Annotated in this window: 19 protein-coding genes; 10 read left to right on the top strand and 9 right to left on the bottom strand. The window is 67.5% G+C overall.

Translation table 11 applies throughout. The annotated features are described in order from the left end of the window. Positions 1 to 10: 10 nt before the first annotated feature. Complete coding sequence (locus tag DGN21_RS02620; protein WP_215825115.1) at positions 11 to 2,188, bottom strand: hypothetical protein; 2,178 nt, start codon at positions 2,186 to 2,188, stop codon at positions 11 to 13. A gap of 385 nt (positions 2,189 to 2,573) precedes the next feature. On the opposite strand from DGN21_RS02620, the gene DGN21_RS02615 reads away from it, so the two are divergent. After that, the gene (locus DGN21_RS02615; RefSeq protein WP_039523179.1) at positions 2,574 to 4,088 is read left to right on the top strand and encodes an acetyl-CoA hydrolase/transferase family protein; all 1,515 of its coding nucleotides are present in this window, start codon (positions 2,574 to 2,576) and stop codon (positions 4,086 to 4,088) included. Positions 4,089 to 4,540: 452 nt separating this feature from the next. Here the strand turns inward: DGN21_RS02615 and DGN21_RS02610 are convergent, their stop codons facing one another. The 5 genes from DGN21_RS02610 to DGN21_RS02590 form a co-directional block, all read right to left on the bottom strand. Next, positions 4,541 to 5,614, bottom strand: a complete 1,074-nt coding sequence (locus tag DGN21_RS02610; protein ID WP_126965244.1) for a 3-deoxy-7-phosphoheptulonate synthase — start codon at positions 5,612 to 5,614, stop codon at positions 4,541 to 4,543. Positions 5,615 to 5,641: 27 nt separating this feature from the next. Then, positions 5,642 to 5,851, bottom strand: coding sequence for a hypothetical protein (locus DGN21_RS02605; protein ID WP_126750501.1), 210 nt, complete (start codon positions 5,849 to 5,851; stop codon positions 5,642 to 5,644). A 224-nt stretch (positions 5,852 to 6,075) separates the two neighbouring features. Beyond that, positions 6,076 to 8,973, bottom strand: coding sequence for a TonB-dependent receptor (locus tag DGN21_RS02600; protein ID WP_126965245.1), 2,898 nt, complete (start codon positions 8,971 to 8,973; stop codon positions 6,076 to 6,078). A 776-nt stretch (positions 8,974 to 9,749) separates the two neighbouring features. Next, positions 9,750 to 11,390: a chaperonin GroEL gene (gene groL, locus DGN21_RS02595; RefSeq protein ID WP_011035771.1), complete on the bottom strand. Its 1,641-nt coding sequence runs from the start codon at positions 11,388 to 11,390 to the stop codon at positions 9,750 to 9,752. Positions 11,391 to 11,526: 136 nt separating this feature from the next. Then, on the bottom strand, positions 11,527 to 11,814 hold the full coding sequence (locus DGN21_RS02590) for a co-chaperone GroES (RefSeq protein WP_003483210.1): 288 nt from the start codon (positions 11,812 to 11,814) through the stop codon (positions 11,527 to 11,529). Positions 11,815 to 12,256: 442 nt separating this feature from the next. Here DGN21_RS02590 and DGN21_RS02585 point away from each other — a divergent pair, with 442 nt between their 5' ends. From DGN21_RS02585 to accC, 7 genes are all read left to right on the top strand, one after another. Beyond that, positions 12,257 to 14,068: an endonuclease gene (locus DGN21_RS02585; protein ID WP_126965246.1), complete on the top strand. Its 1,812-nt coding sequence runs from the start codon at positions 12,257 to 12,259 to the stop codon at positions 14,066 to 14,068. Between the two features lie 230 nt (positions 14,069 to 14,298). After that, on the top strand, positions 14,299 to 14,631 hold the full coding sequence (gene cutA, locus DGN21_RS02580; protein ID WP_024940554.1) for a divalent-cation tolerance protein CutA: 333 nt from the start codon (positions 14,299 to 14,301) through the stop codon (positions 14,629 to 14,631). A 5-nt stretch (positions 14,632 to 14,636) separates the two neighbouring features. Further along, positions 14,637 to 16,961, top strand: a complete 2,325-nt coding sequence (locus DGN21_RS02575; protein WP_104593776.1) for a protein-disulfide reductase DsbD — start codon at positions 14,637 to 14,639, stop codon at positions 16,959 to 16,961. A 449-nt stretch (positions 16,962 to 17,410) separates the two neighbouring features. Then, positions 17,411 to 17,857, top strand: a complete 447-nt coding sequence (gene aroQ / locus DGN21_RS02570) for a type II 3-dehydroquinate dehydratase (RefSeq protein ID WP_039811529.1) — start codon at positions 17,411 to 17,413, stop codon at positions 17,855 to 17,857. Between the two features lie 97 nt (positions 17,858 to 17,954). Continuing rightward, a complete protein-coding gene (accB, locus tag DGN21_RS02565) occupies positions 17,955 to 18,440 on the top strand; it encodes an acetyl-CoA carboxylase biotin carboxyl carrier protein (RefSeq protein ID WP_016903367.1) in 486 nt (161 codons plus the stop codon). Positions 18,441 to 18,463: 23 nt separating this feature from the next. Next, positions 18,464 to 18,919: a four helix bundle protein gene (locus DGN21_RS02560; protein ID WP_126965247.1), complete on the top strand. Its 456-nt coding sequence runs from the start codon at positions 18,464 to 18,466 to the stop codon at positions 18,917 to 18,919. After that, positions 18,909 to 20,276: an acetyl-CoA carboxylase biotin carboxylase subunit gene (gene accC / locus DGN21_RS02555; protein ID WP_016903366.1), complete on the top strand. Its 1,368-nt coding sequence runs from the start codon at positions 18,909 to 18,911 to the stop codon at positions 20,274 to 20,276. The genes DGN21_RS02560 and accC overlap by 11 nt, the downstream gene beginning before the upstream one ends. A 172-nt stretch (positions 20,277 to 20,448) precedes the next feature. Here accC and DGN21_RS02550 read toward each other — a convergent pair whose 3' ends face one another. Then, on the bottom strand, positions 20,449 to 20,814 hold the full coding sequence (locus tag DGN21_RS02550; protein WP_016903365.1) for a hypothetical protein: 366 nt from the start codon (positions 20,812 to 20,814) through the stop codon (positions 20,449 to 20,451). Beyond that, positions 20,811 to 21,737 carry a hypothetical protein gene (locus DGN21_RS02545; RefSeq protein WP_054591308.1) on the bottom strand — a complete coding sequence of 309 codons (927 nt, stop codon included), beginning with the start codon at positions 21,735 to 21,737 and terminating at the stop codon, positions 20,811 to 20,813. The genes DGN21_RS02550 and DGN21_RS02545 overlap by 4 nt, the downstream gene beginning before the upstream one ends. Positions 21,738 to 22,104: 367 nt before the next feature. Here DGN21_RS02545 and prmA point away from each other — a divergent pair, with 367 nt between their 5' ends. After that, a complete protein-coding gene (gene prmA, locus DGN21_RS02540) occupies positions 22,105 to 23,025 on the top strand; it encodes a 50S ribosomal protein L11 methyltransferase (RefSeq protein WP_039509979.1) in 921 nt (306 codons plus the stop codon). Between the two features lie 12 nt (positions 23,026 to 23,037). Here prmA and DGN21_RS02535 read toward each other — a convergent pair whose 3' ends face one another. Continuing rightward, complete coding sequence (locus DGN21_RS02535; protein WP_184551367.1) at positions 23,038 to 23,541, bottom strand: hypothetical protein; 504 nt, start codon at positions 23,539 to 23,541, stop codon at positions 23,038 to 23,040. A gap of 147 nt (positions 23,542 to 23,688) precedes the next feature. Here DGN21_RS02535 and DGN21_RS02530 point away from each other — a divergent pair, with 147 nt between their 5' ends. Then, positions 23,689 to 24,066 (top strand): helix-turn-helix transcriptional regulator, encoded by a 378-nt coding sequence (locus DGN21_RS02530; protein WP_039523154.1) that lies wholly within the window; start codon positions 23,689 to 23,691, stop codon positions 24,064 to 24,066. The last annotated feature ends 371 nt before the right edge of the window (positions 24,067 to 24,437 follow it).

Raw genomic sequence — 24,437 nt, 5'->3', positions numbered from 1 at the left:
CACGAGCCGCTTACTTCGCCTTCGATACCGCCGGCAACAACCCCGGCTGCGCGTCGTACCACTCGCGCGCGCCGGCCAGATGCCACTGGCGCTGCTTGCCATCGAGTTCGATCCCGGCGCCCAGCACGCCCCAGCGCAGATACAGATCGCCGCGCCGCTGCTCGTCGTTCAAGGCCAGCCTTGCACGCAGCGACAGCCGCGCATTCTCCGCATGCAGGTCGTCGATCAGCAACTGCTGCTTGCGCCAACGTACCCTGCCGGTGGCGTCGAGCTCGCCCGAATCCAGCAAGCCCAGTACCCAGCGCGGATAATCGGCACGTTGCGCAAACACCGACAGCAGCGGCGCGACATCGCGCATGCGGATCGCCGCATCGGCATCCACCTGGAACGGTGCGCTGGCCTGGATGGTGCCGGCACCGACCTGCATCTGCCCCCACCAGTTGGCGTCGCTGCTGTCGTCGCCCACACGCATATTGCGCAGGCGCACGCGCGTGCCGCTGAGGTCGAAGAACTTGTTCTTGAAATCGGCACGCTGCAGCTGCGCCTGCAATTCGGCATCGCCACGCATCTGCACGCCGGCCAGCGCCAGGTGCGCGCCCTGCCCGCGCAGGTTGGCGTGGCCGCTGCCCACATCGCCGGCGGCATTGAGCGCCACATCGCCGGTCAGGCTGCCGCTGCCGCCGAGCAGGCGCACGTTCTTGCCGGGCAGGTAACGGTTGTAGACGGTGAGATCGGGAACGCGCGCATCGCTGAAACGCAGCTGTGCCTTGAGCGTGTCGCGTAGGCGCGCCAGTTCGGCATCGCCATGCATGGCCAGCTGCAGATCGCGGCCGTCCAGCAGGACCTGCCTGGGCGCATCGCGCGGTGCGGCCTTGAAGGTGGGGATGCTCACCTCCAGATGCGCCTGCGGCGTGGCGGCATCGTCGATGCGCCCATGCGCCTTGGCGATACCGGCCAGCCGCGTGTCGAACACCTGCGCCACCGCCTCCACACGTGGAATCTCCAGGCTGCTGCCGCTGGCGAGCCGCCCTTGCGCCAAGCACAGATCGGCCTCGACCAGGCCGCCGCCTGCGAGCTGGAACCAGGGCTTGCGCACGAACAGCTCGGCGATCCAGTTCAGCGATTCGAACTGCCAGCGCCCACGCACCTGCCCGGACAGGCGCGGCAGCACCTGCGCAGGATCCTGGAAGGGAATGCTGCGCCCGGCGATGCGCAGATCGGCCTGCAGTTCGCTGCCCGTCTTCTCGTCGCGCGGCAGGCGTGCCTGCACACGGATGTCGCGCGCCACGTCCAGCTGCAGCGCCAGCATGCCGCGGTCGGTCGCGCCGACGCCGGCCATCAACGGCAGACGCCAGACCGCATGGCTGCCCTCCTGCAGGGTGCCGCGATCCAGCGTGATGTCGGCCTCCACCCGCGCCGCGGACGGCCCGCTGCGGATGTCCACATGCGGCGCGCCGGTGTCGATCTTCAACGCCACGGTCGCCGCCTTCAGCTGCAGGCGCGCATGGGTAATGCCGAGCTTGCGCAGGCCCGGCGCCTGGTCGCGGTAATGGCGCGGAAACTGGAATTGCGCATCCAGCTGCGCGCCATTAAACACCTGCACCCCGTCATAGCTGACCACCGCATCGCGAAAGCTCGCTTCGGAGGGAAACAGCTCCGACGGGCCGCCCTTGAGCTGCTTGAGGAAGCCGACGCTGCCGTGGCCCTGCCCGGCGATCAGCAGCTTGCCCAGGCGCGCACTGCGGATGCTGTTGCTGGTGATCGCATCGAAGCGCAGCGTCCAGCCCTGATCGCCGCGCGGCGGTGGCGGAATGGGCGTGTCGGAGGTTTCCACTTCCGCTTCCAGGCCGGTGGCATGCAGCCAGGGCAGGCGCACCTCGCGCCGCAACAGTGCAAGCAAGGCCACGCGCGCATTGGCGCGGTCGGCGTGAAACACGTACACGGTGCGGTTGGCCTGCCCACGCATGCGCACGTTCCAGGCCATCACCTGCCCCGGAAACACGGTCAGTGCCGGGCCGGTCTGCATGGTGAATTTATGCGGCTGCCGGTTGGTGACGGCATCGAACAGCGGCGTGTTGAGAAACAGGTTGCCGGCCAGCAGATACAGCGCATACAGCGCCACCAGCACGACCACTGCGATGCGCCCTGGCCGGGGCCAGCGCTGGAAGCGGTCGCGAAGAGAGGACATGGGCGCAGGCAGAAGTCGAGTCTGCCGCCACTATCGCGGTTGCGCTGGCGGCGAGGCGTGAACATAGCCGGTAGCGCATCACCGCATCCGCTGCACGGCAGCTGGGGATGCGTTGACGATGTACTACAGCGCAGCAGTGCACAGGGCTTGCCGGCCTGCGCTCACCAGGCGACCACAGGCCTGCCGGCGGCAACGCCGACGACAGGTTGCAGATGCGGCAACGAAAGCGGACGCAGCGTCGATGTGTTGCCCCAACCGACCTGGCACGCAACAGTCCGCTTCGCACGCAGTTGCGGCCATCTGCACCGGTGCATTGCACCATGGTCGCAGCGCCGCCAGCGCATGCAGCGGCGATAATGGCAGTCCCCTGTCCCGCTGTGCCGCCATGTCCGACGAACGCATCCTGTACGCGCCGCTGCGCGAGCGCCTGGTTTCTGCCGAGGCCGCTGCCGCATTGATCCAGCCCGGCGAGACCGTGGCGATGAGCGGCTTCACCGGCTCCGGTTACCCCAAGGCGGTGCCGATGGCGTTGGCACAGCGTATCGAAGCGGCGCATCTGCAGGGCCAGCCATTCCAGATCAAGCTGATGACCGGCGCGTCCACCGCGCCGGAACTGGACGGCGCGCTGGCCAAGGCCGACGGCATCGCCATGCGCATGCCGTTCCAGTCCGACCCGGACGCGCGCCAACGCATCAACGCCGGCACGCTGGACTATATCGACATCCATCTCAGCCACGTCGCCCAGCACGTGTGGTTCGGCTTCTACGGGCAGATCGACACCGCCGTGGTGGAAGTCTCGGCGATCCGCGCCGACGGCAGCCTGGTGCCGTCCACCTCGATCGGCAACAACAAGACCTGGCTGGACCTGGCCAGCAAGGTGATCATCGAGGTCAACGACTGGCAGCCGGCCGGCCTGGATGGCATGCACGACGTGTACTACGGCACTGCGCTGCCGCCGCAACGCAAGCCGATCCCGTTGATCCACGGCGACGACCGCATCGGCGAGCCCAGCCTGCGCTGCGATCCGGACAAGATCGTGGCAGTGGTGCGCACGCATGGCCCGGATCGCAACAGCCCGTTCGCTGCCGCCGACGACAGCAGCGAACGCATCGCCGAGCACCTGATCGCGTTCCTGCGCCATGAAGTGGACAAGGGCCGGCTGCCGGCCAGCCTGCTGCCGCTGCAATCGGGCGTGGGCAATATTCCCAATGCGGTGCTGGCGGGGCTTGCACGCAGCGGCTTCCGCGACCTGGAAGCGTTCACCGAAGTGATCCAGGACGGCATGCTCGCGCTGCTGCGCGATGGCGTGCTGCGCTATGCCTCGTGCACCGGTTTTGCGCTCAGCCCGGAAGGCAACGAGGAGTTCAAGCGCAATATCGATTTCTACCGGCAACGCATCATCATGCGCACGCAGGAGATTTCCAATCATCCGGAGCTGGTGCGCCGGCTTGGCTGCATCGGCATGAACGGCATGATCGAGGCCGACCTGTACGGCAACGTCAATTCCACCCACGTGATGGGTAGCCGCATCATGAACGGCATCGGCGGTTCCGGCGACTTTGCGCGCAACGGCTTCCTGTCGATCTTCCTGAGCCCCAGCATCGCCAAGGCTGGCAGCATCTCGTCGATCGTGCCGATGGTCAGCCATGTCGATCACACCGAACACGATGTCTCGGTGATCGTCACCGAACAAGGCCTGGCCGATCTGCGCGGCCTCACACCCAAGCAACGCGCACGCCAGTTGCTCGATCACTGCGTACACCCGCGCTACCGCGATGCGCTGGAAGATTATGTGGCGCGCGCCAATCGCGACAGCTATGGCAAGCACACCCCGCATCTGCTGACCGAGGCCTTGTCGTGGCATCAGCGCTGGTTGGAGACGGGGGATATGTTGGGGTGAGCCGGGATTCGGGAATCGGGAATCGGCGCTTGTAGCGCAGCGTGACGGTGTTGCTAGAAAGATCGGAGCACGGTCGTCGTGCCAGTGTTTAACGCTTCGCGAACTTCATTGCTGGCATCGACATGCTGCGACATCGCGATGTCACGGATGTGGCGGATAACGTTCCTGCCCGCTCGCATTCGGCGGCAGGATGGCTCTCTCCCCCTCCTGCCGCTGGGCGCGACGGGTCACCACTGGGTGGTGTCCAATCCGTCGGGCCGGCTCCCTGCGCCGGCCCGGCGTTCTCGTTCTGGAGCGGCCATCAGCACGCGTGCGCTTGTGTTCATTGCCAGGCTGCTCGAGAGGGGCTTCTCCCTTCTCCCTTCTCCCTTCTCCCGGCGGGAGAAGGTGGCGCGTAGCGCAGGATGAGGGTACGCGAGAAGCCTCGTGTTCTCGCCCCACCGCATCAACGATCACGCAGCTTCGGCAACCCGCCTTGCGCGACGTGCGCGCACGGCCGTCGCCAGGCGCTCGAGCACCTGCACCGAGGCGTCCCACCCCAGGCAGCCGTCGGTGATGCTCTGGCCGTAGGTCAGTGCGCAGCCGGGCACCAGTTCCTGGCGTCCGCCGACCAGGTGGCTTTCCACCATGACGCCGACGATGCGGGTCTCGCCGCCTTCCAGTTGCGTGGCGATATCGTCGATGACCTTGGGCTGGTTCTCGGGATTCTTGCCGCTGTTGGCGTGGCTGGCGTCGATCATCAGCCGCGCCGGCAAGCCGGACGTGGTGAGCACCTGGCTGGCCGCTTCCACATTGGCCGCGTCGAAGTTGGGCTGCTTGCCGCCGCGCAGGATCACGTGGCAATCCGGGTTGCCTGCGGTCGCGGCCACCGCAGTGTGGCCGTCCTTGGTCACGGCCAAGAAATGATGCGGGTGCGAGGCCGCACCCACCGCGTCCACCGCAATCTTGACGTCGCCGCCGGTGCCGTTCTTGAAGCCCACCGGGCACGACAGGCCCGAGGCCATTTCGCGATGCACCTGGCTTTCGGTGGTGCGCGCGCCAATCGCGCCCCAGGCCACCAGGTCAGCGATGTACTGCGGCGAGATGATGTCGAGGAATTCCACACCGGCCGGCAGGCCGAGGTTGTTGATGTCGCGCAGCAGACCGCGCGCCACCCGCAGGCCCTTGTTGATCTGGAAGCTGCCATCCAGATCCGGATCGTTGATCAGGCCCTTCCAGCCGATGGTGGTGCGCGGCTTTTCGAAGTACACCCGCATCACGATCTCCAGCGCGTCGCCGAATTGCTCGCGCAGCGGGCGCAGGCGGTGCGCGTAGTCCATCGCCGCGACCGGATCGTGGATCGAGCAGGGCCCGATCACCACCGCCAGGCGGTCGTCACGGCCATGCAGGATCTCGTGCAGCGCGGCACGCGAATTGGTCACGGTCTCGGAGGCTCGCTCGTCGCAGGGCAGCAGCGACAGCAGCTGCGAGGGCGGGGCAAGGGCTTCGATCTTGCGGATACGCAGGTCATCGGTCACAGGCGGCATAACAGTGTCTCGGTGGGCGGTGTTGCATCAGGGAGCCAGGCGCGGCGGCAACAAAAAAGCCGCCAGTGTGCGCTGGCGGCTTTTCGGGAATGCTGCTGAAGATTTCTTCAGGGTGAGCGCAATCCGTCCTCCGCCAGCGGCATCGGAAAACCGTAGTACCAAAAGTAAAACTGGCTGCGGGGTGCGTTCATTGAGTGCATTGATACCACGCACGTTTGGCCGTTGCCACTGTTTCATCGGCAACGGAACGTTGCAGCGGTGCTCCCGCGGGGTGCCTGCAAGCCGCATGTGTCGCGCCGACCACCGCGGCGCACGACAAGCTGGGCGAACCGATGCGCGGCATTACCACGCGCGCGTTGGCAGGCCGGGATCGAGCACGGCTTGCCTGCGCAGATGGCATCGACGATGCATCGCACGCCACGGCGCTCTGCCGCGGCGTGCGATGCGGCCAGCACCTTCAATCAGAACGTAAACACATATTCCGCCGCCACTTCGCGGCCGATCGGGTTGAACAAGGTGGTGTTGTAGAAGCCGTAACCGTAGAAGCGCTCCTTGTTCTCGTAGCCCACTTCGTTGAACACGTTGTTGACGTAGAAGTTGACCTTGGCGTGGTCGGTGATCCTGTAGCCGGTGCTGAGATTCCAGTAGATCGCCGGGCCGACGCGGCCGAAGTAGCGCTTGCTGCTCTCGCCCAGATGCACGTTGGCGGTGTCGGTGACCACGCATGCGTCCGAGGCACTGGGTTGGTAGCCGTCGTCGAAGCGCTCGCAGGTGCCCCAGTTGACCGCGCGCATGGAGCCGAGCCGGCGGAAGTACACCGTCCAGTCCCAGGCGCCGCCGTTGTCCCAATGCACGCTGCCCCGCACACGGCTGCGCACGCGTTCGTCGCGGCGGTTTTCGTCGCTGTCGGTGCGGTAGATCTGCTCGCGATAGGCCAGCAGATTGTTGTAGTCCAGCGACAACTGGAAGTTGCCCCAACCCGCCGCGGCAAGCCGGTATTTCAGCGAGGCATCGATGCCGGAGGTTTCCATCTGCGCCAGGTTGATCGGGCCGCGCTCGATGCTGGCAATGGTGCCGTCGGCATTGCGCAACACGCGCGAGGTGATGGTGTCGCAATAGCCGGCGCCGCCGGGATTGTTCCAGGCGCCGCCGCTGATGGTGGTGCCGGTGCGGCAGCCGGCTTCGGCCGACAGGATCTCGTCGCGGTCCAGATCCTTGATCATTTCCTCCAGCTCGATGCGGTAGTAATCCACGCTCAGCGACAGGCCCTGCACGATGTCCCACACCACCCCGCCGGTGAACGAGCGGCCGGTTTCCGAGCGCAGATCCGGCGTGCCGCGACGGTTCACGTCCACGGTGTAGTAGATGTTGCTGTTCTCGTCGTTGCAGCCGCCGGTGAGATACGCGCCGGTGGCGATGCAGCGGTACTGGTCGATCACGGTCTGGTTGGTGGAGCTGGGTTCGCCGAGCACGTAATGCATGTCCGGCGCGCGGAAGCTGGTGGCCAGCGTGCTGCGCACCAACAGGCTCTCGACCGGGCGCCACTCCAGACCCGCGCTCCAGGTGGTGTCGCTTTGGGTGCCGACATCGGTCGGAATCGCCGCCGAAGAACGGTAACTGCCGTAGCGATCGTAGCGGCCGGCGACATTGGCGCTCAGCGTCGACAGCAGCGGAATCTGCAATTCCAGCCCGGCCGAACTGCGCATGCGCTCGCCGCCGCCACTGTCCACCACATCGACCGGATAGCACTCGTTGGCGCAGGGGTCGGGCGACAGCTGGTAGCCCTGCTTGGCGACTTCGGCCACGGTGGCGAAGCGGATCGGCCCGGCCCAGCCCTGCACCAGATCGCCGCTCAGGCTGAAGCTGGCCTGGTTCACCCACGAATACGCCGAGTTATGCGATTTGGCGACCAGCTCGTCGTACTCGCTCGAGGACAGCGGTGCATACAGGCGCGCCTGGTTGATCGCATAGATCGGCGTGCCGTCGGCGGCGCTGCCGGTGGGGCTGCCGAGGAAATAATCGGTGGCGCGGGCGGTGTCCACGGTGCGTACGTATTCGTCCACCGTGTAGCGCGAGCGGCCCACGCTCAGCTCCCAGTCGAAGCGGTCGGCCCACACGCCACGCAAGCCGGCGCTCAGGTCCCAGGACTGCTCCTTGTTGTAGTTGGCCAGCCGGTCCCAACCGCCGGCCTCGCGCCGGGTGAGCTGCCGGATCGCATACAGCGAGCGGCCGGTGTCGGCGTCCTGGAACGGACCCAGATACACGTACGGCGGGTCGTAGGTCCAACGGCCGATGCTGCGGTTGGCCGACAGCGTGGCCCAGGCTTCGGTGTGCTCGCCGAACTTCCAGGTGCCGTAGAGATAGGCCGAATAGTCCTCGCTGCCGGTGACCAGCCCCCAGTCGCCGTAGTCGCGCGCCACGCCGCAGTAGTCGCCGGCGTTGGTGACCACCCCGGTGTTCTGGTTGTAGCTCAGCCGCTGCCCGTTGATGAACTCGCCGCCGAAGCGCGCGCAGGTGCCGGCGGGCGGTGCGAGGCGTTCGTTGGTGTTGGCATCGACCAGGCTCAGGCCGGTGAACGGGTTGAAGCCGTAGCGGCGGTTCTGCCCGGTCCAGTTGGAATAGGCCATGTCGTCGGAATCGTCCATCTCGGGGCGATCGCGCCCGCTCAGCGGATCGCGCCGGGTGGCCTGCAGCGCGTAGGTCAGGCTCCAGTTCTCGCCGGTGCGCCCGCCGGCCCAGGACACGTCGAAGCTGTCGCGGCCGCCTTCGGTGGCAGTGCCGCCGCGCAGCCGCACCTGGTCGCCCTGGTAATCGCGCTTGAGGATCACGTTGACCACGCCGGCCACCGCGTCCGAGCCGTAGATCGCCGAGGCGCCGCCGGTCAGGATGTCGATGCGCTCCACCGCCGCAGACGGGATGTTGCTGTAGTTGGAAAAGTTGCTCTCGCCGCCGTACGGCAGCGGGTAGTCGGCCACGCGGTGGCCGTTGACCAGCAGCAGGGTGCGGCCCGGGCCCAGGTCGCGCAGGTTGATCGGCGAGGCGTTGGGCGTATGCGAGCCCCATTGCGTGTCGGCCTCAACCGAGCCCTGCTGGTTCATGCTGTTGAGCACGTCGTAGACGGTGGCGAATCCCTCCTGCTGGATCTGCTGCGCAGAGATGGTGACCACCGGTTGCGCGCCCTCGACCTGCGCGCGCTTGATGCGCGAGCCGGTGACGCTGACCGCGTCCAGGGTGGAGGTGGCGCGCGGTTGCTCCGGCTCGGCCTGCTGGGCCGCCGCCGCCGCCGACGGTGCGATGGCGGCGGTCAGGGCGAGGGACAAGGAAATCGACAAGGCAAGGCGATGACTGCGGCAGTTCATAAGATCCCCGGGAGAGGCCGGCATGGCCGGCGTGGCGTTCCACTGCAACGACGCCTGCGAGCGATGCACCGCATCGCCGCCCCCTGTCCGATGGCCCCCCGACCGTTCGGCGCAAGCGCCTGCCCAGCGACGCTAGGTTGGCGCTGACATCGATGTCAACACACTGTCATGCAAGTGTGATGGGGTTCGCGATCCACGCGATGGCACGCACGTCGACACGGTTGGGGCCGCGAACCGATTGCGCAAGCCAATGGCATCGGCCCCGCGTAGGAGCGCACCCGGGCGCGATTGGGGCATTCCCGGTGAAGCCCCTTCGCGCCCTGGGGCGCTCCTACGGGGTCATGGGGTTTGCGTGGCCATGCAAGCGCCGAGTTCGACACGGTCGAGGCCGCGAACCGATTGCGCAAGCCAATGGCATCGCCCCTGCGTAGGAGCGCACCCGGGCGCGACTGGGGCATTCCCGGTGAAGCCCCTTCGCGCCCTGGGGCGCTCCTACGGGGTCATGGGGTTTGCGTGGCCATGCAAGCGCCGGGTTCGACACGGTTGGGGCCGCGAACCGATTGCGCGAACCGGTGGCATCTGCGCCGCGTAGGAGCGCACCCGGGCGCGATTGGGGCGTTCCCGATAAAGCCTCTTCGCGCCCAGGGGCGCTCCTACGGGTCATGATGGGGTCTGCGTGGCCACGCACGACCTCTTGCGGCATCCATCTCATCGCCCACAAAAAAACCCCGCCTTTCGGCGGGGTCCTTTGTGCTGCAACAGCCGAGTGGCGTGGATCAGAAATCCATGCCGCCCATGCCGCCCATGCCACCGCCGGCCGGCATCGCCGGCTCGTCCTTCTTCGGTGCATCGGCCACCATGGCTTCGGTGGTGATCATCAGGCCGGCGATCGAGGCTGCGTTCTGCAGCGCCGAGCGGGTGACCTTGGTCGGATCCAGGATGCCGAACTCGACCATGTCGCCGAACTCGCCGTTGGCCGCGTTGTAGCCGTAGTTGCCGGTGCCTTCCTTGACCTTGTTCAGGATCACGGACGGCTCTTCGCCGGCATTGGCCACGATTTCGCGCAGCGGGGCTTCCATCGCGCGCAGGGCGATCTGGATGCCGTGGGTCTGGTCTTCGTTGGCACCGGTCAGGTTACCGACGGCCACCAGCGCACGCACCAGGGCCACACCGCCGCCCGGGACCACGCCTTCTTCGACGGCTGCACGGGTGGCGTGCAGGGCGTCTTCGACGCGGGCCTTCTTTTCCTTCATTTCGATTTCGGTCGACGCGCCGACCTTGATCACTGCAACGCCACCGGCCAGCTTGGCCACGCGCTCCTGCAGCTTCTCGCGGTCGTAATCGGACGAGGTGTCTTCGATCTGGGTCTTGATCTGGCCAACGCGGGCTTCGATCGTGGCCGAGTCGCCGGCGCCGTCGATGATGGTGGTGTTCTCCTTGGAGACCTGCACCTTCTTCGCGCGGCCCAGGTCCTTGATCGTGGCCTTCTCCAGCGCCAGACCCACTTCCTCGGAGATCACGGTGCCGCCGGTCAGCACGGCCATGTCTTCCAGCATCGCCTTGCGACGGTCGCCGAAGCCCGGTGCCTTGACGGCCACGACCTTGACGATGCCACGGATGGTGTTGACCACCAGGGTGGCCAGCGCTTCGCCTTCGACTTCTTCAGCGACGATCAGCAACGGCTTGCCGGCCTTGGCCACGCCTTCCAGCACGGGCAGCAGGTCGCGCACGTTGGAGATCTTCTTGTCGTGCAGCAGGATGAACGGGTCGTCCAGGTCGGCCGACTGGCTCTGCTGGTTGTTGATGAAGTACGGGGAGAGGTAGCCGCGATCGAACTGCATGCCCTCGACCACGTCCAGCTCGTTTTCCAGGCCCGAGCCTTCTTCAACGGTGATCACGCCTTCCTTGCCGACCTTCTGCATCGCTTCGGCAATGATGTTGCCGATCGATTCGTCCGAGTTGGCCGAGATGGTGCCGACCTGGGCAATTGCCTTGTCGTCGGTGGTGGGCTTGGAGATGTTCTTCAGCTCGATGACGGCGGCCTTGACGGCCTGGTCGATACCGCGCTTGAGGTCCATCGGGTTCATGCCGGCGGCCACAGCCTTGGCGCCTTCGCGGATCAGGGCCTGGGCCAGCACGGTGGCAGTGGTGGTGCCGTCGCCAGCGTTGTCGTTGGTCTTGGAAGCGACTTCCTTGACCATCTGCGCGCCCATGTTCTCGAACTTGTCAGCCAGTTCGATTTCCTTGGCGACGGAAACGCCGTCCTTGGTGATGGTCGGCGCGCCGAAGCTCTTCTCGAGCACGACGTTGCGGCCCTTCGGGCCCAGGGTGGCCTTGACGGCATTGGCAAGCACGTTGACGCCACGAACCATACGGGTACGTGCGTCTTCACCGAAACGAATGTCTTTAGCAGCCATTTGTTGTAACTCCGGAATTTGAGATTGGGGATTGGGGATTGGCTAAAGCGGGGTTCGGGGGAGATGCGGGATCAGCTGCGCCAAGCGCAGTGGCCAATCCCGAATCCCCACTCCCGAATCCCGCCGTCAACGGCTATCAGCCGATGACCGCCAGGATGTCGTCTTCGCGCAGCACCTTGTACTCGACGCCTTCGGACTTGTAGCTGCTGCCGGCGTACTGGCCGTAGATGACCTTGTCGCCAACCTTGACCACCGGCGCGCGCAGGCTGCCGTTGTCCAGGGGCTTGCCGGCGCCGATGGCGACGACTTCACCCTTGGTGGACTTTTCCTTGGCGGAGTCCGGGATCACGATGCCGCCGGCGGAAACTTCGTCGGCTTCGATCGGCTTGACTACAACGCGGTCGTGAAGCGGCTTGATGCTCATAGAGAAAGACCCTCTTAAGTGATTGATTGGTCTGGAAATTATCGGCGATGTTAGCACTCGTATGTGACGACTGCCAGCACAGCGCGCGGAAAAAACCCGACAGAGCGGGTGCGGGCCAGAGATTGTGCTGTGTGGCCAGCTTTCAAGGGCTGGGGGCAAAAAATTTTCGCCGGGCAGTTCCGTGCCAGGACCGCGAAGCGGCCGACACGACCTGGCGCGCATTGCCCGCTGGCGACGGTCAGCCGGGTGGGAACCGTGGTGGGAACCGGGCTGCGCGATCGCCAGCTGCGCCTGAGACCGGCTACCGAGCCACTGGCACGCCGGACGGTGCGCACCGAGCAGTCGCCGGAGCAGCCGCTCTAAAAATGGAACCAGGTTCCACCGATTGTCATGCGCACGTTTTACAGTCGGCCACGCATTCCCCGATCACAAGGAGCTGTCGATGAGGTTGCCTTCCCCTGCCCGTGCTTTCCCCTTGCGCTGGTCCCCCAGCTGCACGCTTCCCCTGGCCTGTGCGCTCGTACTGGCCGTCCCCACCGCCCACGCGGCGGTGTTCATCAACGAACTGCATTACGACGACGCAGGCGCCTCCGGCGACAGCGGCGAAGGCGTGGAAGTGGTGGCCACCGCCGGCGAATCGCTGAGCGGCTACCGCATCTATCTGTACAACGGCAGCACACCGGGCGCGGCCACGGTTTACGCCAATACGGCGGTGCCGGCCGGCAGCCTGGTCAGCTGCGGCAGCCAGGTGCGCGTGGCCACGGTCGGCTACGCCAGCAATGGCGTGCAGAACGGGCCCAACGACGGGGTGGCGCTGGTCGACCCCAACGGGCAGCTGGTGCAGTTCCTCAGTTACGAAGGCGCCATCACCGCCAGCGGCGGCCCTGCCGCCGGCATCACCAGCCAGAACCTGCCGGTCAGCGAGAGCAACAGCAGCGCGGTCGGCAGCTCGCTGCAACTGACCGGCACCGGCAGCAGCGCGGCCAACTTCAGCTGGGCCGGCTCGTCGGCGCAGACCTTTGGCGCGTGCAACCGCGGCCAGAGCTTCAACGGCAGCGGCGGTGGCGGCGAGACCGGCGCGGCACCGACGATCACCAGCACCACCCCGACCCAGGGCGCGACCGGCTTTCCCGCCGCCGGCGACCTGAGCGTGGGCTTCAGCGAGGCGGTGACGCTGAGCAGCGGCGCCTTCGCACTGAGCTGCGCCAGCTCCGGCACGGTGGCGCTGAGCTACCCGACCAGCGGCACCCGCTTCAGCCTGTCCACCAACACCGCCTTGGTCGGTGGCGAGCGCTGCACTCTGGCGATCACCGCCAGCGCCATCCGCGATGCCAGCGGGCTGAGCCCGGCCGCCAACCAGTCGATCGCCTTCACCGTGGCCACCGCCAGCGGCGGCGGCACCGGTTACTACTCGCGGGTCAACACCGCCAATGCCAGCCAGTTGCGCTGTTCGCTGCACACCGTGATCAAGGGCCACACGGTCTATCCGTACAGCGGCTCGGGCACCAGCACCTGGACCATCCTGGAGATGGCCGACGAAGATCCCAACAACAGCGGCCGGATCCTGGACGCCTACCGCAACCGCAGCTACGCCAAGGGCAGCGACCGTGCCGGCACCGGGAGCGGGCTGACCTACAACCGCGAGCACACCTGGCCCAACTCGCTGGGCTTCGGCAGCGCCAGCGGCGACAAGGGGCTGCCGTATGCGCCCTACACCGACACCCACATGCTGTATCTCACCGACACCGCCTTCAACGCCGACCGCGGCAACAAGCCGTACGCGGCCTGCACCAGCAGCTGCGGCGAGCGGGTCACCGAGGTCAATGACGGCAGTGGCGGCGGCAGCGGGCGCTATCCGGGCAATTCCAACTGGGTGCGCACCCCGGATGGCAACGGCGGTACCTTCGAGGTGTGGGGCAAGCGCAAGGGCGACATGGCGCGTGCGGTGATGTACATGGCGATCCGCTATGAAGGCGGCACCGACGCGGCCACCGGGCAGTCCGAGCCGGACCTGGAACTCACCGACGACCGCAGCAAGATCGTGCAGACCTCGGCTTCGCCGGCCTACATGGGCCTGTTGTCCACGCTGCTGGCCTGGCACCAGGCCGACCCGCCGGACGATGCCGAGCGGGCGCGCAACCAGGTGATCTTCAGCTTCCAGGGCAACCGCAACCCGTTCGTGGATCACCCCGAATGGGCGACCTCGAGCCTGTTCACCTCGGCCAAGCCGGCCAGCTGCCAGCTGGCCAATTGATCCGGCCCGGCCCGGCGCCCCAGGCGCCGGGCCGGGAGACGGCCTGCAGCGGCAATCCACATGCCCGACCGCGCAGCAGGCGCGCGAGCCGTCGGCCTGCGTCATTCAACATCAGCGGGCAGGCGCAGGACCGGTATCGCCGGCCAGCCGCCAGGCCCAGCGAACTTGACGCCCTGTTCCGGAATCTGCGGTCGATCCCCCGCAAACAGGGGATTACACTGCGCGGTCACATGAGCGCCTCTTCCCTCCATCTGTTGTTCAGCACCTGCCCGGATGCCGACAGCGCCGAGCGCATTGCGCGCGTGCTGCTGGACGAGCGTCTGGCCGCCTGCGTCACCCAGTTGCCCGGCGTGCAGTCGCTGTACCGCTGGAACGGGGCGATCGAGCGCAGCCAGGAAGTGCAGCTGTTGATCAAGACCTGGGAAGACCGCCTGCCGGACGCCATCGCGCGGCTGCAGGCGCTGCATCCGTATGAACTGCCGGAGGCGATCGCGGTCCAAGCCAGCGCCGGGCTGCCGGCGTATCTCGATTGGGTCCGGGCCGAAACCCGCAAGGAATCCTGACGTCCATGAAGTCCCTGTCCCGCTGGATCGCCCGCTGCGCATTGCTGGCCGTACCCTTGCTCGCCGCGCCGCTGGCGCTGGTGGCGCCCCTGCCCGCGCAAGCTGCGGTCACCGAGGCCGACCTGCTGCCGGTGGATCAGGCCTTCACCCTGAGCGCCACCGCCGATAGCCGCGACAGCATCGCGCTGCACTGGAAGATCGCGCCGGGCTATTACCTGTATCGCCACCGCATCAGCGTCAAATCCGGGCAAGGCTTTGCCGCCGGCGAGCTGGCGCTGCCGGAAGGCGAGAGCAAGCACGACGAGTTCTTCGGCCAGGTGCAGACCTACCGCAAGCAGCTGCAGGCCAGGCTGGCCGGCAAGGCCGATGCCGGGTTGCAGACCGCCGTGCTGCAGGTGCAATACCAGGGCTGCGCCGACGCCGGCGTGTGCTACCCGCCGCAACGCCGCGAGCTGCGCGTGCGCCTGCCCGATGCCTCGGCTCCCGCCGCGACACCCGCCACCCCGCGCGAAAACCTGGGCGCACTGGTGCCGCGCGCACCGGCAGGCCCGCGGCTGTTCGGCAGCACCGGCCAGGCCGCCGGCGTGGACGCACTGCCGCTGCCGGCCGAGCAGGCCTTCACCTTCGAAGCCATCGTCGGCGACGGCAACAGCCTGCTGCTGCGCTTCACCCCCGCGCCCGGCTATTACATCTACCGCGACCGCACCTCGCTGGCGCTGGAAGGCGCCGGCGGCGTGCGTCCCGGGCTGCCGCGCTGGCCGCAGGGCAAGGCGCACCGCGATGAGCACTTCGGCGATGTGGTGGTGTATTTCGACCAGGCCGAAGTCACCTTGCCGCTGCTGCGCGAGCACGCCGAACCGGTCAAGGCGACCCTGGTGGCGACCTTCCAGGGCTGCCAGACCGACGGTATCTGCTACCCGCCGATGACCCGCCGGGTAGCGCTGGAGTTGCCTGCCGGCACGGTGTCGCCGCAGAACCAGGCGCAGGCAGCGCCGCTGATGATCTCGCCGCTGCCGGCCGGGCAGCTGCCTGCGGAACCGGCGCCGGCACCGACGCCCGCAGCGACTGCAGCGCCGGCCGCAGATGCCTCGGCCGACAATCCGCAGCGCACCCAGCCGCCGCACGCCGACAAGGGCTTGCTGGCCATGCTGGTGCTGGCCCTGCTCGGCGGGCTGGTGCTGAACCTGATGCCCTGCGTGCTGCCGATCCTGTCGCTGAAGGTGCTGGGCCTGGCCCACAGCGGCGAGAGCCGCAGCCACGCGCGCAGCCACGCGATCTGGTATTCGCTGGGCGTGCTGGTGTCGTTTGCGGCGATCGGCGCGCTGGTGATCGGCCTGCGCGCGGCCGGGCAGGCGGCCGGCTGGGGCTTCCAGCTGCAGCAGCCGTGGTTCGTCGCGGCGCTGGCCTATCTGATGTTTGCGGTGGGCCTGAGCCTGTCGGGCGTGTTCACGCTGGGCAGCAATCTGGGCGGCATCGGCCAGTCGCTGGCAGCGCGCAATGGCCCGCTGGGTGATTTCTTCACCGGCGTGCTGGCCTGCGTGGTGGCCAGCCCCTGCATCGCCCCGTTCATGGGCACCGCACTGGCGTATGCCTTCACCGCCCCGGCGCTGCTGGCGATGCTGGTGTTCCTGGCGCTGGGCCTGGGCCTGGCGCTGCCGTTCCTGCTGATCGGCTTCATTCCCTCGCTGGCGCGGCGCCTGCCCACGCCCGGCGCGTGGATGGAAACGCTCAAGCAGGTGCTGGCGTTCCCGATGTATCTCACTGCGATCTGGCTGCTGTGGGTGCTGGGCAAGCAGCGCGGCGTGGACGCGCTGGCGCTGATGCTGGTTGGCGCCACGCTGCTGGCGCTGGGCCTGTTCTGCTTCGAGCGCAGCCGCTGGAAGAGCCATCGCATCGGCATGGGCCTGGCCGCGGTGATGCTGGTGCTGGCGATCGTGCCGGTGGTCGGGGTCACCCGCCTGCGCCTGCCGGCCGCCACTGCCGCCGAAGGCGTAGTGGCGTTCTCGCCGCAGTTGCTGGACCGCCTGCGCGCCGACAACCGCGTGGTGTTCGTCAACATGACCGCCGACTGGTGCGTGACCTGCAAGGCCAACGAGAAGAACGTGCTGAGCAGCGCCGACTTCCGCGACGCACTGCGCCGCGTCGACGCGGTCTACATGAAAGGCGACTGGACCAATGTCGACCCCAGGATCAGCGCCTTCCTCGACCAGCACCAGGCCGTCGGCGTGCCGCTGTACGTGGTCTACGGCCCCGGCGCGCCGCCTGCGGTGCTGCCGACCGTGCTGACCAACGCGATCACCGAGGATGCGTTGCTGCGCGCGGCTAGGTGAGCCGGTCGGTCAGACCCGCGGGCCGGCACGCCGGCTCGAACGGCGGCCCGATGCATGGACGGCATGGGTCGATGATGAAGGGAACGAGCGCCGATCGGCGCTGAAGTGGCTGGATGCCGGCGAACACCAGCCGGCGTTGCCGAGCACGCCGCTCGACAGCACGACAGATAGCAGGGGCCGGGACGCACGGCAGCGAACGCACCGCTTCCGCGAATGGACGCGCTGCACTACGCACCATGGCGATTCAGCAGATGGTCGGCATGCGATCGACAGACCGGCAAGGCTGGGCGCCTGCCGCGAAACCGCAGCCCCACAGGGCCTGGCACACCAACGCAGCAGCGTGCCACCACGAAATTAAAACAACCGTTTAAAACAGACCTAACTTCGCCTATCTGGACAGCATCGGCGACATCGCGCAGACTTCCGGCCTTTCCGCTCTCCCGGATGTCATGGCCCACCTGCTGCTGTTGCACGGCCCCAACCTCAACCTGCTTGGCACCCGCGAGCCGGATGTCTACGGGCGCACCACGCTGGCGCAGATCGATGCGGCCCTGGTGGACCGGGCGCAGGCCGCCGGGCATGCGCTGGCCTGCCTGCAGTCCAATGCCGAGCACGTGCTGGTGGAGCGCATCCACGCCGCGCGCGAGGACGGCACCGCCTACATCCTGATCAACCCGGCCGCCTTCACCCACACCTCGGTGGCGCTGCGCGACGCGCTGCTGGGAGTGGGATTGCCGTTCGTGGAAATCCATCTGTCCAACCCGCATGCGCGCGAGCCGTTCCGTCACCACAGCTATCTCAGCGACAAGGCCGACGGCGTGATCTGCGGCTTTGGCGCCGACAGCTACCGGCTGGCGCTGGAAGCGGTGATCGCGCGGCTGGAACGCGACGCATGACATCCCGCTCACCCACGCCGGCGCCCGCGCCGACGGCCTGACCCCCTTCCGCCGGCAGCCGCCGGCAACCTCCACCGATTCACCTCATGAGGCCCGTATGGATCTCCGCAAAATCAAGAAACTGATCGACCTGCTCGAAGAATCCAATCTCGCCGAAATCGAGATCAAGGAAGGCGAAGAAAGCGTGCGCCTGGCACGCGTGCCCAAGGGCACCACCGTGATGAGCGCGCCGGTGCAGCAGTACGCACCTGCCCCGCCCGCGCAGGCCCCGGCCGCCCCCAGCATGCCGATGCAGTCGCCCACCGAGGCCTCCACCGGCGGCGCCAAGCAGGCTGCCGCCCTGCCGGAAGGCCACGTGCTGCGCGCGCCGATGGTCGGCACCTTCTACACCTCGCCCTCGCCGGACAAGCCGGCCTTCGTCACCGTCGGCCAGCAGGTCAAGGCCGGCGAAACGCTGGCGATCATCGAGGCGATGAAGATGTTCAACCCGATCGAAGCCGACGTCTCCGGCACCATCGTGGCCATCCTCGGCGAAACCGGCCAGCCAGTGGAATTCGATCAGCCGTTGTTTGTGATTGGCTGAGCGGCGGGGATGGGAGAGTCGTGATGACAGCCATACGGCTGTGGAAAAGCCGGGATTCGCAAGAGCGGCCGCATGAGCGCCTGATGGCCTGGCGCGATGCGATGTCGCTTGTCGAAGCGATCTACCGCCTGAGCCACGACTTTCCTGATTCCGAACGTTTCGGACTAACGGCACAGATGCGGCGCGCTGCGATCAGCGTGCCTTCCAATATCGCCGAAGGCGCCGCGCGGCGTTCCACTGCCGAGTACCTGCGTTATCTGTCGATGGCGCGGGGTTCGCTGGCGGAACTGGATACGCAACTGCAGATTGCCGCACGGCTGCAGTTCGGTTCGCCCGATACGGCAACCCTGGATCTTTTGAATCGCACGTTTGCCAGGCTCAATGCATTGATCCGCACGCTGGACGAATCGCGCCATCTGCGCGAGCCCGGCGCCCTCTACGAATCACCACTCTCGAATCCCCAATCCCATGCTAGATAAAGTCGTCATCGCCAACCGAGGTGAAATCGCGCTGCGCATCCTGCGCGCGTGCCACACGCTCGGCATCCGCACGGTCGCGGTGCATTCCACGGTCGACCGCAACCTCAAGCACGTGGCCATGGCCGACGAGTCGGTGTGTATCGGCCCGGCCGCCTCCAGCGACAGTTACCTCAACATCCCGGCGTTGATCGCCGCGGCCGAGGTGACCGATGCGCAGGCCATCCATCCCGGCTACGGCTTCCTGTCGGAAAACGCCGACTTTGCCGAGCGCGTGGAAGAATCCGGCTTCATCTTCATCGGCCCCAAGGCCGACACCATCCGCCTGATGGGCGACAAGGTGGAGGCGATCCGCGCGATGAAGGCCGCCGGCGTGCCGTGCGTGCCCGGTTCGGGCGGCCCGCTGGGCGACGACATCGTCGCCAACACCAAGGTGGCGCGCGAGATCGGTTACCCGGTGATCATCAAGGCCGCCGGCGGCGGCGGCGGACGCGGCATGCGCGTGGTGCATTCGGAGGCGGCGTTGAAGGCCGCCATCGAAACCACCAAGTCCGAAGCCAAGGCCGCCTTCAGCAACGATCAGGTCTACATGGAGAAGTTCCTGGAAAATCCGCGCCACGTGGAAATCCAGGTGCTGGCCGACGGCCAGGGCGGTGCGATCCATCTGGGCGAACGCGATTGCTCGATGCAGCGCCGCCACCAGAAGGTGGTGGAAGAAGCGCCGGCCCCGGGCATCACCGAAGAACTGCGCAACGAGATCGGCAAGGTCTGCGTGGATGCCTGCATCCGCATCGGCTATCGCGGCGCGGGTACCTTCGAGTTCCTGTTCGAAGACGGGCGTTTCTACTTCATCGAAATGAACACGCGCATCCAGGTGGAGCATCCGGTCACCGAGCGCATCACCGGCATCGACCTGGTCTGCGAGCAGCTGCGCATCGCCGCCGGCCGCAAGCTGACCATCAAGCAGAGCGACATCGTGCTGCGCGGCCATGCGATCGAGTGCCGCATCAATGCCGAGGACCCGGAAACCTTCATGCCCAATCCTGGCCTGATCACCGCGTTCCATCCGCCCGGCGGCCCGGGCGTGCGTGTGGATACGCACATCTACGCCGGCTACAAGGTGCCGCCGAACTACGACTCGATGATCGGCAAGCTGATCGTGCATGGCCCCGATCGCGAGACCGCGATCGCACGCATGCGCGTGGCGCTGAGCGAGATGGTGGTGGACGGCATCAAGACCAACATCCCGCTGCAGCAGCGCATCATGCGCGACAAGGGCTTCCAGGCCGGTGGGCAGAACATCCACTATCTGGAAAAGCGCCTGGCCGAGCGCAAGAACAAGTCGATCGCGCTGGTCTGATCGCACCGGCCAGTGCACCGCGCAACAAGCCCGGGAAACCGGGCTTGTTGCGTTGTTGCCCGGTGCATTGCGCAGGCCAGCCGACCTGTGCGTAGGAGCGCACCCGGGCGCGACCGCGCTTTATCGGTGGAACCTCGTCGCGCCCAGGTGCGCTCCTACGGGATCCTGGGTGCTAGCGGATCCGCGGCGCCGGCTGCTGGCTGCCCGGCACCGGCACGATGCCGCTGGAGGAGGCCGGGTCGACCACGGTCATGGTTTCGGTGGAGCCATCCGGCCACACCACCTGGAAGGTGGAGCCGGCCGGCAGTGTCGAAAACGGCATCGCGCTGCTGGCGCGGTACACCGCGGCCACCTGGCTGGCGCCATGCCGTCGCTGCTGTTCGTCAGCGGCGACCGTGGTCGACTTGACCGACAGCGGCTGGTAGCGGTGATCGGCGGTGTCGATCATCACGATGCCCACGGCCGCGGCCGAATACGCCACGAACAACGCGACCCAGAACCAGAACTTGGCGCCATGCGCCAGGCGACGGTAATTCATGACTGCGCTCCCGGCTCGGAGACCAAGCTATCGACCATCTCATCCACTCTGTCTGCTCCCTGCCGCGGCACCGCGGCATCGAATACGAACGACACGAAATCCTGTGCGCTGTTGCGCGAGCAGATGCCCGCATTGGCGCAATAACTGGTGACCAGGGTGCTGTCAGCGCTGCAATCCAGTCCCAGCCGGCATGCAGCCACCTGCCAGGCCAGCTCGGCGAACTGATCGCCGGCCACGTAGCCGTCGAGGCTGTCATCGCCACTGGCGCGCGCGCCCATCGCCGGCGCCAGCGCCAGGTAGGCCTCCGGGTCGCGCGAGGTCAGCACGCGTTGCACCAGCGCGCGCTTGTAGCTGGGCGAGCGCTGCAGCGGCTCGCCCAGCGCCAGCAACGCCGCCTCGGCAGCCAGGTTGCCTGCATGCGCGGCTGCCTGCCGCTGCTGCGCCACCAGCCGCGGGCCCAGGCCATCGCTGGGCGCAAAGCCGGCGCAGCGTTGCGCCACGCGCGTGCGCGCCGCGTGCATCGCCGCCACGCCGGGTGTGTGTTGCGCGGCGATCCAGGCGCTGTCGGCGGCGTAACCGGCCGGGCTGGACGCATACGGCGCGCAGTAATCGTAGACGCGGCTCAGGCGCCAGCCCGCCTGCGCATTGCCGGCCCGCACCTGCTGCTGCAATTGCTGCGCATAGCGGTACAGGTCTGGCTGCGCGTCCACCGCATCGCGGTAGGGCAGTTGCAGGGCAGTGCCGCGTTCGGCGGGCGCGTGCGCCCGCGCTGCCGGCGCGCCGGCACGGGCATTGCTGGCAACCGCCGGCAGCGCGGCGGTGGGCGAATCGCCCGGTTGCGCGCGCACATGCCACCAGGCCGCCGCCGCGAGCGCGACGGGAGCCAGCAACAGCCAGAGATGGCGGGCACGAGCAAGCGGCATGGACAGCGGCGACCCTGCTGCGGAAAGCCCCGCAGCGACGGCGCGGAGTCTAGCACCCGCGCCCGCGCACGCTGGCGCGCAAGCGGACGCTGCCGAAGCGAACGGCGGACGGTGCATTGCATGAGGACGGTGATCTGCGCGGGTGTGGCGTGCGTGGCGCGCAGCGGGCGTCTGGTTGCCGGCGCGCCCGCGTGCTGCGCCGGCAGCGGCCGGCGCCACCGCGCCGCATGTGCGGATTGCACCGATCAGGCGACGGCATCCGCGGTATCACGCACGCGGTGCGCCTGCCTATCCGGCGCCCGTCGCGCAGGAGTCCGCCTGCATGAATGGTCTACGATGCACGCTTTCGAATTGCCCGACCGCCACGATGCCGTTTCTTGAACTGACCCTGCCCTGCTCCGACGCCACCCAGCCCCGTTACCAGAATGCGCTGGACGACATCGGCGCGCTGGCGGTGACGCTGCTCGACGCCAATGCCGACACCAGCAACGAGCGCGCCATTCTCGAGCCCGGCGTCGGCGAAACGCCGCTGTGGAACACCATGGTGCTGAACGCCCTGTTCGACGGCGACAGCGATGCGCTGGTGCTGCTCGCCGCGCTGGAAGCGTTCGACCCCGGGCTGGACTGGAGCCAGGTGGCGTTCCGCACGGTTGACGACAGCGACTGGGAACGCGCCTGGATGGATCAGTTCAAGCCGATGCAGTTCGGCGCGCGCACCTTCATCGTGCCGTGGAATCACGCGCTGCCCGAGGCCGCGCAAGCGCCCGACGCCGCAGTGATCCGTCTGGATCCGGGCCTGGCGTTCGGCTCGGGCACGCACCAGACCACCGCGCTGTGCCTGCGCTGGCTGGACAGCCTGGCCGGCAGTGGCGAGCTGCAGGGCCGCAGCGTGCTGGATTTCGGCTGCGGCTCGGGCATTCTCGCCGTCGCCGCGCTGAAGCTGGGCGCGGCCAGCGCGGTGGGCGTGGACAACGACCCGCAGGCGCTGCTGGCCACTGCCGACAATGCCGAGCGCAACGCCTTGCAGGCGCAGCTGGCGGTGTACCTGCCGCAGGACGAACCGGTGCAGACCTATCCGGTGGTGGTTGCGAACATACTGGCCTCGGCGCTGGATGCGCTGGCCGACACCTTGTCCGCACGCGTGGCACCGGGCGGGCGGATTGCGCTGTCGGGCATCCTGCATGGTCAGGAAGAGGAACTGCTGCAGCGCTACGCGCCCTGGTTCGAGCAACTGCGTTGCGAACGCGACGAAGACTGGATGCGCATCGACGGCGTGCGCCGCCACTGACGCCGCCTCGGGTCAGCGGTGTGGCCGGCCGGCGCGGATCTGCGCGGTGGTCACCGCATCGGCCACACTGATGGCGCGCAGGCGGGTCACCGCCTGCCAGCCGGCACGCCGCAGCGCCGCGTTGCGCCACGGCCCGGCCTGCCGGGCCAGCTGCACGCGCAGGCCCAGCTCGGCCAGCAGCAAGGCCGCCCAGGCCGGCAGCGACCACGTGCGCGGGCCCAGGCTGGCCAGGCCGCCGGCCAGCGCCAGCAAACCCACACTGAGCGCCAGCAGCCGCCAGTGCCGCTGGCGCAGCGCCCACCACCGCGGCGCCAGCCCGGCCGACCACTGCGTGCCGTCGGCCACCGCGGTCCACGCGTCCTGGCGCTGCCAGACCTGGTAACACGGCGCGCCCCGAAAGCGGGTGATCGCCGGATCCAGCGGCGAATGTGCCGGCCATGCCGCGGGCGGTGGCGCGGCGGGCCGCGTTGAAGGCGTGGTGGAACGGGCGGATTTGGGAGCGGCTGGCTCGACCATGGATGTCCTCCTTGAGTTCGCTGTGATCCCGTCATCATTGACGCCAGGACAGTATCGCAAACATATCGGCATATGAAAGGTATACGAACTATCCCTGATTGCTGCTAGGGCTATATCTCCCGGCCCGTTCCCCACTCACGGTGCCGTGTGAGCAAGTTGTACGAACGCGTCCGCGAAGCCCGCGCCCTGACCAAGCTGACCCAGGAAGGCCTGGCCGGCGAGCTGGGCGTAACCCGTAGCGCGGTGGCGCAGTGGGAGATGGCCGAAGGCACCGCGCCTTCGGTGGACAACCTGATCGGCCTGGCCAGGCGCAGCGGCATGGCGTTCGAATACCTGGCCACCGGCCGCGGTGAGCGCACCTTCGGCCCACCGGTGCCGACGATCGCCGAAGAACCCGCGCAGTACCGCCATCTGGACGAGCAGCAACGCGTGCTGCTGAACCGCTTCGACACGTTGGCGCCGCGTCAGCGCAGCGGCCTGCTCGATCTGTTGCTGGCCGAGGGCAAGACGCGGCGTCGGCGTTGAGTTGGGGATTCGGGATTCGGGATTCGGGATTCGGGATTCGGGAATCGGGAATCGGGAATCGGGAATCGGGAATCGGGAATCGGGGGCAGGCTGCTGGGGGCTTCGTTTGTGAGGCAAGCTCGGTGTTGGTAGCTGGCTCAGTCGGATGTGGATGACGTGCGCCGGTTGTTGCGTTTGCTCGTTGGCTGAAGTGCGGTCTGCGCTGGAATGCGGCCTTGGGCTGCGGCGGGGTGGTCACAGCGGCGCGACGGTTGGCCAGTCAACGGGATGCGTACCCCGCAGTCGATGGAAGCGGCATCTGCGCTTGCGGCTGCGTGCCGCACGCATGACGCGCCCGGGTTCGCCCATTGGCGTGCGCGTGGTTGAATAGG

Source organism: Xanthomonas sp. MLO165, assembly GCF_018831305.1.
Lineage (GTDB): Bacteria > Pseudomonadota > Gammaproteobacteria > Xanthomonadales > Xanthomonadaceae > Xanthomonas > Xanthomonas arboricola.
The sequence above is the reverse complement of the archived record's forward strand: the minus strand, read 5'-3'. Positions and strand labels throughout refer to the sequence as shown.

What these genes read in the sequence shown, in the direction of transcription:
- DGN21_RS02535 (WP_184551367.1), bottom strand. Translation starts at nt 23,541, where the DNA reads ATGGTCGAGCCAGCCGCTCCCAAATCCGCCCGTTCCACCACGCCTTCA.
- DGN21_RS02610 (WP_126965244.1), bottom strand. Translation starts at nt 5,614, where the DNA reads ATGCCGCCTGTGACCGATGACCTGCGTATCCGCAAGATCGAAGCCCTT.
- accB (WP_016903367.1), top strand. Translation starts at nt 17,955, where the DNA reads ATGGATCTCCGCAAAATCAAGAAACTGATCGACCTGCTCGAAGAATCC.
- prmA (WP_039509979.1), top strand. Translation starts at nt 22,105, where the DNA reads ATGCCGTTTCTTGAACTGACCCTGCCCTGCTCCGACGCCACCCAGCCC.
- DGN21_RS02620 (WP_215825115.1), bottom strand. Translation starts at nt 2,188, where the DNA reads ATGTCCTCTCTTCGCGACCGCTTCCAGCGCTGGCCCCGGCCAGGGCGC.
- groL (WP_011035771.1), bottom strand. Translation starts at nt 11,390, where the DNA reads ATGGCTGCTAAAGACATTCGTTTCGGTGAAGACGCACGTACCCGTATG.
- cutA (WP_024940554.1), top strand. Translation starts at nt 14,299, where the DNA reads ATGAGCGCCTCTTCCCTCCATCTGTTGTTCAGCACCTGCCCGGATGCC.
- DGN21_RS02585 (WP_126965246.1), top strand. Translation starts at nt 12,257, where the DNA reads ATGAGGTTGCCTTCCCCTGCCCGTGCTTTCCCCTTGCGCTGGTCCCCC.
- accC (WP_016903366.1), top strand. Translation starts at nt 18,909, where the DNA reads ATGCTAGATAAAGTCGTCATCGCCAACCGAGGTGAAATCGCGCTGCGC.
- DGN21_RS02550 (WP_016903365.1), bottom strand. Translation starts at nt 20,814, where the DNA reads ATGAATTACCGTCGCCTGGCGCATGGCGCCAAGTTCTGGTTCTGGGTC.
- aroQ (WP_039811529.1), top strand. Translation starts at nt 17,411, where the DNA reads ATGGCCCACCTGCTGCTGTTGCACGGCCCCAACCTCAACCTGCTTGGC.
- DGN21_RS02600 (WP_126965245.1), bottom strand. Translation starts at nt 8,973, where the DNA reads ATGAACTGCCGCAGTCATCGCCTTGCCTTGTCGATTTCCTTGTCCCTC.
- DGN21_RS02605 (WP_126750501.1), bottom strand. Translation starts at nt 5,851, where the DNA reads ATGAAACAGTGGCAACGGCCAAACGTGCGTGGTATCAATGCACTCAAT.
- DGN21_RS02615 (WP_039523179.1), top strand. Translation starts at nt 2,574, where the DNA reads ATGTCCGACGAACGCATCCTGTACGCGCCGCTGCGCGAGCGCCTGGTT.
- DGN21_RS02590 (WP_003483210.1), bottom strand. Translation starts at nt 11,814, where the DNA reads ATGAGCATCAAGCCGCTTCACGACCGCGTTGTAGTCAAGCCGATCGAA.
- DGN21_RS02560 (WP_126965247.1), top strand. Translation starts at nt 18,464, where the DNA reads ATGACAGCCATACGGCTGTGGAAAAGCCGGGATTCGCAAGAGCGGCCG.
- DGN21_RS02575 (WP_104593776.1), top strand. Translation starts at nt 14,637, where the DNA reads ATGAAGTCCCTGTCCCGCTGGATCGCCCGCTGCGCATTGCTGGCCGTA.
- DGN21_RS02545 (WP_054591308.1), bottom strand. Translation starts at nt 21,737, where the DNA reads ATGCCGCTTGCTCGTGCCCGCCATCTCTGGCTGTTGCTGGCTCCCGTC.